Source organism: Rhizobium sp. RU35A, from assembly GCF_900156005.1.
In the GTDB taxonomy this organism is placed as follows: domain Bacteria; phylum Pseudomonadota; class Alphaproteobacteria; order Rhizobiales; family Rhizobiaceae; genus Neorhizobium; species Neorhizobium straminoryzae.
In genome coordinates, this window is record NZ_FTMR01000002.1 from 357,720 (window position 1) to 370,802 (window position 13,083).

Consider the following 13,083-nt stretch of genomic DNA (forward strand, 5'->3'; position numbering starts at 1 on the left):
TTCATTGACTTTCGAAAGGCGGCGGGCGAAGACAGTGCATATCAAATCTCATGGAGTCCCAACGGAAGCCGTGTCGAAAAGCCTATTGTCGAAAATCTCTCTGAGATTGCTGCCGTCGCTTGCCCTTGCCGTGGTCAGTGCTCCCGTCATCCTGTTTGCCAATGTCGCGCATGCGGATTTCCGCGTCTGCAACGGCACGCCGAATCTGGTCGGGGTGGCGATCGGCTACCGCGCGGGTGATGGCTGGATCTCGGAGGGCTGGTGGCAGGTTCCCGCCTCCAGCTGCGCCACGCTGATCGAGGGCGAGCTGCAGTCTCGCTATTATTATCTCTATGCCGAGGATGCCGCGCGCGGCGGCCGCTGGACGGGCGACGTGAACATGTGCGTCGCGGAGAACGAGTTCAAGATCGTGGGTGTCGGCGACTGCTTTGCGCGGGGTTACCAGCGCATGGGATTCAAGGAATATGACACCGGTCGCCAGGGAAGCTGGATGGTCCAGCTCTCTGATGCGCCGGGCACGCAAGAAGGCCAGAACTGATGAAGCGCAACCGCAAAGTGAAGATCCTCGCAACCCTCGGACCTGCGTCCTCCGAAGAGGCGATGATCGAAAAGCTGCATTTGGCCGGCGCCGATCTCTTCCGCATCAACATGAGCCATGCCAGCCATGACCTGATGCGCACGCTGATTGCCCGTATCCGCTCCGTCGAGGCCCGCAACGGCCGCCCGATCGGTATTCTCGCCGACCTGCAGGGTCCCAAGCTGCGCGTCGGCAAGTTTGCCAATACGAAGGTGACGCTGGAGCCCGGCCAGACCTTCACGCTCGACAACAACGAGACGCTGGGCGATGAAACCCGCGTCTTCCTGCCGCATCCGGAAATTCTGGAAGCGGTGAAGCCCGGCCATCGCCTGCTGATCGATGACGGCAAGCTGCAGCTGCGCGCCGAACAGTGCGATGGCAAGAGCATCGTCTGCACCGTTGTCGCCGGCACCTCGATTTCCGACCGCAAGGGCGTCAGCCTGCCCGACACCCTGCTTGGCGTCGGCGTTCTGACCGACAAGGACCGCGCCGATCTCGACGCCGTGCTTGCCACGGAAGAGGTGGACTGGGTGGCGCTCTCCTTCGTGCAGCGCCCGGAAGATCTGGCCGAAGTGCGCAAGATCTCGCGCGGCCGTGTCGGCCTGATGTCGAAGATCGAAAAGCCGCAGGCGATCGATCGCATCGAGGAAATCATCGAACTGTCGGATGCGCTGATGGTGGCGCGCGGCGATCTTGGCGTGGAAATGCCGCTGGAAGCGGTGCCCGGGCTGCAGAAGCAGCTGACGCGTGCGTGTCGCCGCGCCGGCAAGCCGGTCGTCGTTGCCACCCAGATGCTGGAATCGATGATCACTGCCCCGGTTCCGACCCGTGCCGAAGTGTCGGACGTCGCGACCGCCGTGTTCGAAGGCGCCGATGCGATCATGCTCTCGGCCGAATCGGCCTCGGGCCAGTATCCGGTGGAAGCCATCTCGACCATGGCCTCGATCGCCAGCACCGTCGAGCGCGACCCCTATTATTCCAACATCATCTATGCGCAGCGCCCGCAGCCGGAAGCGACCGGCGCCGACGCCATTTCGCTCGCCGCCCGCCAGATCGCCGAGACGCTGAACCTCGCGGCCATCGTTACCTACACCTCGTCGGGCACGACCGGCCTGCGCGCTTCGCGCGAGCGTCCGCAGGTGCCGATCATCGCGCTCTCGCCGATCGTCCAGACTGCCCGCCGTCTGTCCGTCTGCTGGGGCATGCATTGCGTCGTGGCTCAGGAGCCGACGGATCTCGACGACATGGTCAACAAGGCCTGCCGGATCGTGGCGTCGGAAGGCTTTGGCAAGCCGGGCGACCGCATCATCATCTCCGCTGGCGTTCCGCTCGGCACGCCGGGCGCCACCAACATGCTGCGCATCGCCTATATCGGCCCGGACGGCCAGTCGGGCGTCTGATCCGGTCCTGCCGGCACACGGATGAAAAGGGGGCTTCGGCTCCCTTTTTTATGGGAAGCGGTAAGGTGCTCAGGGTTCGGTGTTTTCCGCAGCGATGCGCTGTTCCACCTGCCGTGCCATCTCCTGCAGATCGCGATCCTGGCCTGCCAGCGTCTCGATGGCGGCAATCGCCAGATCGGTCGCCACATAATCCGGCTTGTGGCCGAGACCCTTTATCCAGACGAGCTGCGCGCGGGCGATATCCCGCTTCAGCCCGGTGGAGTGGATGTCGGCGAGCACGATCGGATCGCTATCGCCGGTGATGATCACGGCGGGCGTCTCGATCTCGCGGTAACGGGGGGCAATGCGGGTGACATAGGCGAGCAGGTTCGCGACGTCGCGGGCATTGTGGCGGAAGGTTCTCGGCCGCAGCACCAGTGCCGGCGCACCATCCTCCAGATAGCGCGCGCGGCGGCAATTCGGGGCAAACACGCCGAGGGTGGCCTTGTCCATGATTGCGAGGCCCGAGGGCATCACCAGCGTATGGCTGAACAGCCAGCCGATCACCGGCATTGCCGTCAGCCGATAATGCCAGTCGATGCCGCCCGGCCAGGGATGGGTGGCGGGCGCGAGAAACAGCGTGCCGATGGTCCTGTCCGGATGAAACAGCGAAAAGCTCGCGGCAATCGCTCCACCGAAGGAATGGCCGACGATGATCGCCCGCTCGATTCCCTTGGCTGCCATCAACCGGGCAATGGCCGCGGCCTGCCCGTCGGGACAGTCGTTTTCCGGGCCGCCACGCTCGGAATAACCGTGGCCGGGGCGATCCACGAACAGCAGGTCTGCGCGGCCCTTGAGCGGCGTGAGGAAGGCGCCCGCCTGATCCCGCAGATTGCCGCTTGCGCCGTGGATGAAGACGATGGGTGGCAGATCCGGCGTCGGACCCGCCGGCACATGCAGCGCATTCAGCCGATAGCCACCGACATCCGTCATCTCGCCAATGTTGGGAAAGCGGCGTTCGATCCGCAGCGTCTGCCAGGCGGTGAAGCCGAAGGCAAGAGCGACAACGAGGGCGACGAGAGAGAGCAGGAGAAGCATTAGGACGGGCATTGCGGGCGTCAGGTGCGGTTGCCGGCCAGTTTTTCGGACAGCTTTTCCACGGCCTGCTGTGCCTCGCGCTCGGCGGGATAGATGTCGAGATACCGTTCCCAGGCCTTCAGCGCCAGTTCGTCCTGGCCGGACTCCGTCAGGATGGTGGCCATGCCGGCAATGGCCGGGAAGTAGCGCGGATTGCGCTTCAGCACCTCGTTGATGTCAGCCATGGATTTGCGTGTGTCGCCCATGGCGTAATGAAGGGTGGCGCGCCGGTTCCATGCTTCCGCATAGTCCGGTTTCAGTACCGTCACCTGATCGAGGAAATCGAGGGCGGCGGCATTCTTCTTCTGATCGATGGAGGTGTCGGCCCACTGCATCAGGAAGGCGACGGTCGCGCTGCCGGAATCCTTCCAGCTGGCCATGATCTGGCTGGCGATGCTGCGGGCTTTCTCCGGATCACGCTCACGCTTCAGCGCGTCGAACAGCTTGCTTTCCAATGTCTCCGGCGTTGGAGCGGATGCAACCGTGGCATCCGTTACGGGCTCCTCTGCCGGGGCAGGGGATGCAGCCAGCGCGGCCAGAATCAGAACGGGAACAAAATAGAAAAAGCGCATGCGGTGATGTTAAACCGCATGCGCCTGATGGGAAACCCAGATTCGAAAGGTTTCGACAAAGTGATCCGGTGAGCCTTGGCCCAACCGCAGATCAGCCCTGGCGAGCCTTGAAGCGCGGGTTCTGCTTGTTGATGATGTAAACGCGACCCTTGCGGCGAACCAGACGGTTATCGCGATGACGGGCCTTAAGCGCTTTGAGCGAGTTCTTGATCTTCATTGTTCTGATCCGCGTATTCGACGGGCGCCTGGCCCACTCATGTCTCTGACAATCAAAAGAGCGCCGGAGGCGCCCTTCTTTAGGATGGGAGGCTGATACAGGTTCGTCACACCTCTGTCAACCGCGGGGGCCGGCGGGGCAGGGGATTTCACCGCAAAAGCCGGGTCACATGGCCCATCTTGCGGCCGGGCCGGGCCTCGCTCTTGCCGTAGAGATGGACCAGCACATCCGGGGTGGCGAGCCAGTGCGGCACCGCGGCCATGTCGTCGCCGATCAGATTCGTCATCACGCAGTCCGAATGGCGTGCGGGGTTGCCAAGCGCCAGGCCGGTCACGGCGCGGATATGCTGCTCGAACTGCGAGACCACGCAGGCGGCTTCCGTCCAGTGCCCGGAATTGTGCACGCGCGGCGCGATCTCGTTGGCAATCAGCGTGCCATCGGCCATGACGAAGAATTCCATGCCGATCACGCCGACATAATCGAGCGCCGTCAACAGGCGCTCGGCGGCACGCATGGCGGCCTCGGCGGTGTCGGGGCCGATTCGGGCCGGCAGGGTGGAGGTGTGGAGAATGCCGTTGCGATGCACGTTCTCCGCCACGTCGAAGGCTTTTACCGTGCCGTCGGTTGCGCGCGCGGCAATTACGGAAACCTCGCGCTCGAAGGCGACGAAGCTTTCGAGGATCAGCGGCACGCTTCCCATCGCGGCATAGGCGCCGGCCGCATCGTCCTGCGCCGAGCGGAACACGCGCTGGCCCTTGCCGTCATAGCCGAACCGGCGGGTTTTCAGCACGCCGCGCCCGCCGAAATCGGCAAGCGCCCGCTCCAGATCCTCCTGGGAATCGATCGCATGGAACCGTGCCGTCTCGATGCCGCAGCCGTTCAGGAAGCGCTTTTCCGTCAGCCGGTCCTGGGCGACGTCGAGCGCCTTCGGCGGCGGATAGACCGGCCGGCTTTGCGCCAGATGTTCGGCGGCCGCCACCGGCACGTTTTCGAATTCGTAGGTGATCACGTCGCAGGCGGCGGCGAGTTCATCAAGCGCCGCGCGGTCGTCATAGGCGGCCACGATCTGTCGGTTCGCCACCTGGGCGGCCGGGCAGTCGGACTGCGGCTCGAGGATGATCGTGCGGAAATTCAGCCGGGCTGCGGCCATTGCCAGCATGCGGCCGAGCTGGCCGCCGCCGATAATGCCAAGGGTGGACAGCGTCATGGCGCCTCGTCGATGGGATAATCTGCAACGGATGCCGTCTGGCGGGTCCGGTATTCGTCAAGCCGGTCTGCCAGATCGTCGTCGGAAAGGGCAAGCACTGCGGCCGCCAGCAGAGCCGCATTGACGGCGCCGGCGCGGCCGATCGCAAGCGTTCCGACAGGAATTCCGGCCGGCATCTGGACGATGGAATAGAGGCTGTCCATTCCGGACATGGTCTTCGACTGGACGGGCACGCCGAACACCGGCAGCGGGGTCAGTGCAGCCACCATGCCGGGCAGGTGTGCCGCGCCGCCGGCGCCGGCAATGATCACCTGAAAGCCTTCCTCGCGGGCGCCCTTGGCAAAGGCTACCATCCGATCGGGGGTGCGATGCGCGGAGACGATCCTGGCCTCATATCCCACATCCAGCGCATCCAGCGTGTCTGCGGCATTCTTCATGGTCTCCCAGTCGGACTGACTTCCCATGATGATGGCAACCGGCGGTCTCTCCTGCGGCAATCTTGCGTCCTCCGTCCTCACGCGATGATGTCGGGAATGATCTGGTCTTCGAGCTGGCTCATCTTGTCCTTGATGGCAAGCTTCTTCTTCTTCATGCGCTGGATGCGCAGGGCTTCGCATCCGGTCTCGATCATGGCGTTGATGGCCGCATCGTAGTCTTCGTGCTCCTGACGGAGCCGCGCCAGTGCCAGCCTGATGTCCGCCTGTTCCTGATCGGCCATATGTTTCGTCCCCACTTTAAATTCCGGTCTTTGTCGCGCCGGGGAATGCCCGCAAGCTCCTACCATCAAACCTTGCGAACGACTAGAGCGGTGAACGGCAAATCTCGGGTGTCAATCGAGCCAGAAAGAAGCCGATTAATCAACGCCTAATCGTATCGCTGCACGGTGTTGCACGCTGTGCTGTGACGGGGCAGGGACGGGATGCCTTCATTTGCGCTTAACGAGTTCCAAGGAATGGCCCCCGAGATGTCACGATTTCGCCTTCGACAAAGGGTGCGCTTCATGTCACAATTCCTTCGCAAACCTGAAGCCACGGGCTCATGGGGAGCTGGTGGCAGGAAAAAGGGAAGGACGTGCCACATGACCATTCAGGCTCATATCGCATCGCTCGAAAAGAAACATGGTGCTCTTGAGGAGGAGCTCCAGGCCGTACTTGCGTCCCCATCCTCCGATGACCGCATGATCGCGGACATCAAGCGTCGCAAGCTCAAGCTCAAGGATCAGATGGAGCGGCTGAAGGAGGCGACGCGCCACTAGCATTCGAACGCGTTATGAGTGTCTGACATCGATATGTGATGTCTGTCTCGCCGCCGTGGCGCTCCAGGTGGGCTGCCGCAGGCGGCGGACGTTAAATATCAGGCGAAACCACGCGGCGATTGCTGTCAATCAATCCTCACGGATTTCCTTCCGCCGTCCACGTGCGCCTGATCCGCGCAAGGCAGCGAGGCGTTTCTGGTCAGTCTCCGGATAGTGTCTCGGGCGGCGTTACTTCCAGAATTGATCCAGCCAAAGGTTGAGCTTGTTGAAACCCTTGCTGTTTAGCGAATAGATACGTCGCGTGCCCTCTGCCGTTACATTGACGAGGTTGCTGTCAAGCAGCGCTTTCAGGTGTTGCGAAACGGCAGGGCGGCTGATGGGCAAGCCTTCTGCCAGTTCGTTGACGGTGCGCGGGGCGCGCCGAAGCTCTTCCAGCAAATGACGCCGGTTCGGATCGGCAATGGCTGCAAAAGGGTCAAAGCTTGTCATGTCCACAACCTACGCGAAGTAAGCTGGACGAGCAAGACTATTTTTGTGCGCCGCAATATCTGTGACGCCTCTTTCGCTTTACTTGCAGCGCCGTGCGATCTTGTCTGTTCGCGCCAGACGAGGTCTTGACGATAGTTTTGTGACATCTGCGAAGGCTGGTCGGCCGGCGCGCTCGGCTCGGTCAGAACGGCAGTGCATCCCAAAGGAGCTTCAGCGCTGCGAGCAGGCCGAGGCCATAGGCGAGGGGATAGAACACATCCGGTTTCAGCCGTCGGACGATCACCGCGCCGGCCATTGTGGCAATCAGCGCGACCGGCAGAAGCGTGACCGACAGCTGCAGGTTCTGCCGGTCAAGCGCGCCGAGTGCCACATAGGGAATGACCTTGATGGCATTGACAAGCGCGAAGAAACGCACGCTCGCGCCGGTATATGCCTTGGGGTCGAGCTTCAGCGGCAGCGCATAGATCTGGAAGGGCGGGCCGCCGGCATGGGCGACGAAGCTGCCATAGCCGCACAGCGTGCCCCAGAACAGGGCGGGGCCGGTGCGGTGGCCACTGGCCGGCACCGGTGTTCCGGCGCCCGGGCCGTAGGTCTGGTAGAAATAGCGGGCGGAAAACAGGATCATCGAGACCGCGATCACGAAGCGCAGCGCATCCGGCGGCACGAAGGCAGAGGTTGCCCAGCCGAGCGCGACCCCCACCATGCCGCCCGGCAGGAAGGCCAGCAGCAGCTTGCGGTCGTTATGCTTGCGCCAGGCGTACAGTGCCACCATGTCCATCAGGATGAGGATGGGCAGGAAGATGGCGGCCGCATCGACAGGGCTGACAACGAGCGCCATCAGCGGCACGCCGATCAGCGCAAAGGCGCCGCCGAGGCCACCCTTGGAGAGGCCCACGAGGGCGACCGCCGGAACGGCGGCGGCAAAGAAGGTGAGGCTGGGAAGGTCGAAGCCGAACATGCTTGCGGATGACTGTTGATCGGAAGGCCTGACCGGTCTATCGGACTTGTGACGGGAAGACGAGCCTTGCCAGGATCAACTTGCATTTCAACCCCTGCAGGAACCTGATCGAGACTCGGCCGCCGCAAGCATGCCGTCGCACGCGCCCTGCCGGCGCAGACCCGCGTCGGGCGCAAGGAGATTTGGACCCATGACACTGCCGGAAGATCGCTGCCGCCTCGTTCTGATCGTGCCCGATGAGGCTGACGACGCCGCGCTGGCGGAAAAGCTGGAGCATGCGCTGCGCGGCGGCGATGTGGCCTCCGTCATCCTGCCGCAGTATGGCGCCAGCGATTCCGACTTCCAGAAGCGCGCCGAGCGATTGGTGCCGCTCGTCCAGGCAGCCGGAGCCGCGGCGATGATTGCCGGCGACAGCCGTGTCGCGGGCCGCGCCCGGGCTGACGGCCTGCATGTCACCGGCAAGGTGGAGGAACTGGCCGACGCGGTGGAAAAATTCACCCCGAAGCTGATTGTCGGTGCCGGCTCTGCCGCAGACCGCCATACGGCGCTCGAAGTGGGCGAGGTTCGGCCGGATTACATTTTCTTCGGCAAGCTGGATGGCGACATCAAGCCGGAAGCGCATCCGAAGAACCTCGATCTCGGCGAATGGTGGGCTGCGATGGTGGAAATTCCCTGCGTGGTCATGGGCGGCACTGCGGTCGAATCCGCGTTGGCTGTTGCTGAAACGGGCGCTGAATTCGTTGCCCTTCGCCGCGCCGTTTTCGAACATCCGGCCGGTACCGCCGCCGCGGTTTCCGAAATCAATGCGATTCTGGACGAAAAAGCGCCACGGTTTGGCGCTTGAAGGGCGGCATGCGTCGTATATCCGGTCTGCCCAGCCTCTCTCTCGTCCTTCTGTCCGCCTCGCTGGCGGCGGTGCCATGCGCGCGCCTTGCGGCGGCGCAGGGCACGGAACGGGCCGTGACGCGGCCGGTCGCGCCCGCGACCGGCGGTTTCGAGAAGGCGCCGGAAAATCCGGAGGGCGCAACGGATGGCGCCGACCAGAAGTCTGGCCGGCCGGGCGATGATCCCTTTCCCTCCTCGGGCATCACGCTTTACGAGCGCATGGGAACAACGCTGCCGCCGGCCCCGGCGGAAAAGCCCTATCACGGGCCGGTCGACGAGGCCTATGGCGCCTTCCAGCGCGGGCTGTACGTGACGGCACTCGACAAGGCGCTGCCGCGCGCCCAGTCCGGTGATGCCGCGGCCCAGACGCTGGTTGCGGAAATGATGAGCCGCGGGCTCGGCATCCTGCATGATCGCAAGGCGGCCGCCTTCTGGTATGGTCAGGCCGCCGAGCGCGGTGATCCCTCCGCGATGTTCCAGTATGCTCTTTTGCTGATGGAAGGTCGCTATGTGACGCGCGATAAGACCAAGGCCGACGATTACATGCGCCGCGCCGCCGAGGCCGGCAACCCGTCTGCCCAGTTCAACTGGGCGCAGATCCTGATTGCCGACAATCCCGGCGACAAAGGCCTGAAGCTGGCGCTGCCCTTCTACGAGAAATCTGCCGAACAGGGCGTGGCCGACTCGCAATATGCGGTGGCGCAGCTCTACATCGCCATCAAGGATCTGGATCCGGCCAAAAAGGGCAAGGCGCGCGAATGGCTGCAGCGGGCGGCGCGCGCCGGCTACGATACCGCCCAGCTTGACATGGGCATCTGGCTGGTCAACGGCGTCGGTGGTCCGCGCGACTACGACCAGGGCTTCCAGTGGATGAAGGTCGCCGCCATGCGCGGCAACGTGGTGGCGCAGAACAAGCTTGCCCATCTCTACGTCAATGCGCTTGGCACGCGGCCCGATCCCGTGGAGGCGGCCAAGTGGTACGTGCTGTCACGCCGCGCCGGTCTGCCGGATCCCTCTCTCGAGGATTTCTACCTCGGCATCGAGGATGATCAGCAGAAGAAGGCGATCGAAGCGGCCAACCGCTTTCGTCCCGGCTGATGGGTCAGGAATAGTCGCGCGTTCACCCTCAACGCCACCTTTCGCGCTGCTTCGGACCCGCGTGACTTGAATTCCTCGGGGTTTTGTGGTTCTGAACCCCCCTATTCAGAAAAGTTCAGATCGTCGTTCGTTCCTGTCGGACAGGGACAGCCGCCCCATACCCCAAGGATTCCCTCGATGGCTCGTTCAGCCCTTCTCAATGTCATGGTTCAGGCCGCTATGAAGGCCGGCAAGTCGCTCTCGCGTGATTTCGGCGAAGTGCAGAACCTTCAGGTGTCGGTGAAGGGGCCAAGCGACTTCGTTTCCCAGGCCGATCTGAAGGCCGAGAAGATCGTGCATGACGAACTGATGAAGGCCCGTCCCACCTATGGTTTCCTGGGCGAGGAAGGCGATGAGGAGAAGGGCACCGACGGCGCACATCGCTGGATCGTCGATCCGCTCGACGGCACCACCAACTTCCTGCACGGCATTCCACAGTTCGCCGTCTCGATCGGCCTCGAGCGCAATGGCGAGATCGTTGCCGGCGTCATCTTCAATCCGGCAACGGACGAACTCTTTACCGCCGAAAAGGGCGGCGGCGCCTTCCTCAACGATCGCCGCATCCGCGTGGCAGCCCGTCGTGTGCTCTCCGATTGCGTGATCGGCTGTGGCGTGCCGCATCTCGGTCGCGGCAATCACGGCAAGTTCCTTGTCGAACTGCGGCATGTGATGGGCGAAGTGGCCGGCGTGCGTCGCTTCGGCGCAGCGGCGCTGGATCTTGCCTATGTGGCGGCCGGGCGCCTCGACGGCTTCTGGGAAACCGGTCTCTCCCCCTGGGACATGGCTGCCGGCCTGATCCTCATTCGCGAAGCCGGCGGCTTCGTCAGCGATTTCAAGGGCGGCAATGACATGCTGACCGATGGCAGCGTGGCCGCCGGCAACGAACTGATCCACAAGCAGCTTGTCGAAGTGGCCAACCGGCCAATTCCCACCCGCTGAACGACGGTCTGAAGCGGCCTCTCCGTCCCGGTGGCCGTCTGGTCGCCGGTGTCCTTCTGCGCCTGCAGGCAACCGCCACGGGTCTCGTCCATTCGTGAAGGGATGATGAAAGGCTTGGAAATCTCGATGGTTTCCGAGCCTGCGTCACTTCAATTCGTCTCATTTTTGCACTAGCCTCCGGCGCAATGTGATGCGGAGGCTTGCGTAACCCATGGCGAATGACACCCTCGGGGATGTGAACGGTTCTGAATTGGCACCCCGGCCACAAGGGTACAAGCTGTCCAATCCGGTGCCCTTCCTGTGGACCATGGTGCTCTTCCTGATCATCATCGGCTTCATCGTGGCGATCCTCTATCGTCAGGCCCACACCGCCTTCGTCACCAATCCCGGCCTCAATGGTCTCATTCTCGGCGTTCTCGCGATCGGTGTGCTCCTGATCTTCTCCCAGGTCATCAGCCTCATTCCGGAAGTGCGCTGGTTCAATTCCTTCCGCGCCGCCGGTAGCGCAGACCGGGTGGGGCGCCAGCCGCGTCTGCTCGCGCCGATGGCATCGCTGCTCGGTCGCAGCCAGAGGCTGGCGCTGTCGGCCACCGTGCTGCGCTCGATCCTTGATTCGATCGGCACGCGGCTCGACGAATCGCGCGACATTTCCCGCTATCTGATCGGCCTTCTCGTGTTCCTCGGCCTGCTCGGCACTTTCTGGGGCCTGATCGGCACCATCGGCTCGATCAGCGAGGTGATCCAGGGGCTCGATCCGAATTCCGGCAACAACAGCGATATCCTGGCTGCGCTGAAAAGCGGACTTACCGCACCGCTCTCCGGCATGGGAACGGCGTTTTCCTCGTCTCTGCTCGGCCTTTCCAGCTCGCTGATCCTCGGCTTTCTCGATCTGCAGGCAGGGCGCGCGCAGAACCGCTTCTATACGGAGCTGGAAAACTGGCTGTCTTCCGTGACGGATGTGAGCACCGAACTCGCGGTCTCCGGCCCTGTAGCGGGTGACAATGCCTCCGACGAACTGCGCCGTGTTGCCGACCAGTTGCGCAAGCTGATCGCCGCCCAGACCAAGGGCGAGGCGGCCCAGCATGAGAAGTCGCTGGCCGCCATGAACAACCTCGCCGAAGGCATTCAGGGCCTCGTCAAGAACATGCGCAACGAGCAGCAGATGCTGCGCGACTGGATCGAGGCGCAGCAGGAGGAATCCAAGGCCATGCGCCGAACGCTGGACCGTCTCTCCGACAAGATCGGGGGGAAGTGATCCATGGCGCTTGGCCGCAACCGCCGGCGCGAGCGTGGCGTCGATTACTGGCCGGGTTTCGTCGATGCCCTGTCGACGCTTCTGCTTGCCATCATGTTCCTGCTCACGGTGTTCGTGCTGGCGCAGTTCATTCTGGGGCGCGAGATTTCCGGCCGTGACGAGGTGCTGACCCGTCTCAACAGCCAGATCGCCGAGCTGACCCAGCTTCTGGCGCTGGAAAAGAGCGGCAAGCAGGATTCCGACGATGCCCTTGCCAATCTGCAGGCCTCGCTCGCGCAGTCGGAAAGCGAACGCTCCCGGCTACAGGCGCTTCTGGAGCGCGGCGCCGGCACCAGCGACGCGGCAAACCAGCGCATCGGTACGCTCTCCGAACAGCTCGATCAGGAAAAGCAGGTGAGTGCGCGGGCCATGAGCCAGGTGGAACTGCTGAACCAGCAGATCGCCGCCCTGCGCGCCCAGATCGCCGCTGTCGAAGCCGCCCTTCAGGCCTCCGAAGCCAAGGATGACGTCTCGCAGGCCAAGATCGCCGATCTCGGACGCCGCCTCAATGTGGCGCTGGCCCAGCGCGTGCAGGAACTCAACCGTTACCGCTCCGATTTCTTTGGGCGGCTGCGCGAAATCCTGTCCGACCGCCAGAACATCCGCATTGTCGGCGACCGCTTCGTCTTCCAGTCCGAAGTGCTGTTTCCGGTGGGCGGCGCCGACCTGGATGAGGCCGGTCGTGCGGAGATGGAAAAGCTTGCAAGCGCCGTGATCGAACTGGCCCAGGAAATCCCGGCGGAGATCAACTGGGTGCTGCGTGTCGATGGGCATACCGACAATTCGCCGCTCTCCGGCGCCGGGCGCTACCGCGACAACTGGGAGCTTTCGTCCGCGCGTGCGACCTCGGTGGTCAAATATCTGATTTCCAAGGGTGTTCCCGCCAACCGCCTGGTGGCGGCCGGATTTGGTGAATACCAGCCGATCGCCGAAGGGGATACGCCGGATGCCCGCTCGCAGAACCGCCGTATCGAGCTGAAATTGACCGAGCGGTAAGGCCAGGGGCGGCGGGCTGTTGCCGCCGCCCCTGGCCGACC

The 13,083-nt window shown here is 63.4% G+C and carries 16 protein-coding genes; 8 read left to right on the forward strand and 8 right to left on the reverse strand.

Annotation, left to right across the window (positions count from 1 at the left end):
- The first annotated feature begins 106 nt into the window (after positions 1–106).
- Entirely contained in the window at positions 107–538 is a 432-nt protein-coding gene (locus F3H95_RS06250; RefSeq protein WP_244617935.1) for a DUF1036 domain-containing protein, read from the forward strand.
- A complete protein-coding gene (pyk, locus tag F3H95_RS06255) occupies positions 538–1,977 on the forward strand; it encodes a pyruvate kinase (RefSeq protein ID WP_143127734.1) in 1,440 nt (479 codons plus the stop codon). The genes F3H95_RS06250 and pyk overlap by 1 nt, the downstream gene beginning before the upstream one ends.
- Positions 1,978–2,046: 69 nt before the next feature.
- Here pyk and F3H95_RS06260 read toward each other — a convergent pair whose 3' ends face one another.
- From F3H95_RS06260 to F3H95_RS27430, 6 genes are all read right to left on the reverse strand, one after another.
- On the reverse strand, positions 2,047–3,066 hold the full coding sequence (locus F3H95_RS06260) for an alpha/beta hydrolase (protein ID WP_244617903.1): 1,020 nt from the start codon (positions 3,064–3,066) through the stop codon (positions 2,047–2,049).
- A gap of 8 nt (positions 3,067–3,074) precedes the next feature.
- On the reverse strand, positions 3,075–3,665 hold the full coding sequence (locus F3H95_RS06265; RefSeq protein ID WP_149745305.1) for a hypothetical protein: 591 nt from the start codon (positions 3,663–3,665) through the stop codon (positions 3,075–3,077).
- A 91-nt stretch (positions 3,666–3,756) separates the two neighbouring features.
- A complete protein-coding gene (ykgO, locus tag F3H95_RS06270) occupies positions 3,757–3,882 on the reverse strand; it encodes a type B 50S ribosomal protein L36 (protein ID WP_003497670.1) in 126 nt (41 codons plus the stop codon).
- Between the two features lie 148 nt (positions 3,883–4,030).
- Positions 4,031–5,089 (reverse strand): 5-(carboxyamino)imidazole ribonucleotide synthase, encoded by a 1,059-nt coding sequence (locus F3H95_RS06275; RefSeq protein WP_149745306.1) that lies wholly within the window; start codon positions 5,087–5,089, stop codon positions 4,031–4,033.
- Positions 5,086–5,553 carry a 5-(carboxyamino)imidazole ribonucleotide mutase gene (purE, locus tag F3H95_RS06280; RefSeq protein ID WP_143127756.1) on the reverse strand — a complete coding sequence of 156 codons (468 nt, stop codon included), beginning with the start codon at positions 5,551–5,553 and terminating at the stop codon, positions 5,086–5,088. Before purE ends, F3H95_RS06275 begins: the two co-directional genes overlap by 4 nt.
- A gap of 50 nt (positions 5,554–5,603) precedes the next feature.
- The gene (locus F3H95_RS27430; protein ID WP_143127737.1) at positions 5,604–5,807 is read right to left on the reverse strand and encodes a DUF465 domain-containing protein; all 204 of its coding nucleotides are present in this window, start codon (positions 5,805–5,807) and stop codon (positions 5,604–5,606) included.
- A gap of 360 nt (positions 5,808–6,167) precedes the next feature.
- Here F3H95_RS27430 and F3H95_RS06290 point away from each other — a divergent pair, with 360 nt between their 5' ends.
- Positions 6,168–6,344 (forward strand): DUF465 domain-containing protein, encoded by a 177-nt coding sequence (locus F3H95_RS06290; protein ID WP_143127738.1) that lies wholly within the window; start codon positions 6,168–6,170, stop codon positions 6,342–6,344.
- 228 nt (positions 6,345–6,572) lie between these two features.
- On the opposite strand, the gene F3H95_RS06295 is transcribed toward F3H95_RS06290, so the two are convergent.
- Entirely contained in the window at positions 6,573–6,833 is a 261-nt protein-coding gene (locus F3H95_RS06295) for a metalloregulator ArsR/SmtB family transcription factor (protein WP_143127739.1), read from the reverse strand.
- A gap of 181 nt (positions 6,834–7,014) precedes the next feature.
- Positions 7,015–7,791: a sulfite exporter TauE/SafE family protein gene (locus F3H95_RS06300; RefSeq protein WP_143127740.1), complete on the reverse strand. Its 777-nt coding sequence runs from the start codon at positions 7,789–7,791 to the stop codon at positions 7,015–7,017.
- 190 nt (positions 7,792–7,981) lie between these two features.
- Between F3H95_RS06300 and F3H95_RS06305 the strand changes: the two genes are divergently transcribed.
- The 5 genes from F3H95_RS06305 to F3H95_RS06325 all read left to right on the forward strand — a co-directional run bounded on the left by F3H95_RS06305 (position 7,982) and on the right by F3H95_RS06325 (position 13,042).
- A complete protein-coding gene (locus F3H95_RS06305; protein WP_149745307.1) occupies positions 7,982–8,635 on the forward strand; it encodes a thiamine phosphate synthase in 654 nt (217 codons plus the stop codon).
- Positions 8,636–8,643: 8 nt separating this feature from the next.
- Positions 8,644–9,774: a tetratricopeptide repeat protein gene (locus F3H95_RS06310; protein WP_143127742.1), complete on the forward strand. Its 1,131-nt coding sequence runs from the start codon at positions 8,644–8,646 to the stop codon at positions 9,772–9,774.
- 177 nt (positions 9,775–9,951) lie between these two features.
- Positions 9,952–10,752 (forward strand): inositol monophosphatase family protein, encoded by an 801-nt coding sequence (locus tag F3H95_RS06315; protein ID WP_149745308.1) that lies wholly within the window; start codon positions 9,952–9,954, stop codon positions 10,750–10,752.
- 211 nt (positions 10,753–10,963) lie between these two features.
- Complete coding sequence (locus F3H95_RS06320; protein ID WP_149745309.1) at positions 10,964–12,007, forward strand: flagellar motor protein MotA; 1,044 nt, start codon at positions 10,964–10,966, stop codon at positions 12,005–12,007.
- 3 nt (positions 12,008–12,010) lie between these two features.
- Entirely contained in the window at positions 12,011–13,042 is a 1,032-nt protein-coding gene (locus F3H95_RS06325) for a peptidoglycan -binding protein (RefSeq protein ID WP_149745310.1), read from the forward strand.
- The last annotated feature ends 41 nt before the right edge of the window (positions 13,043–13,083 follow it).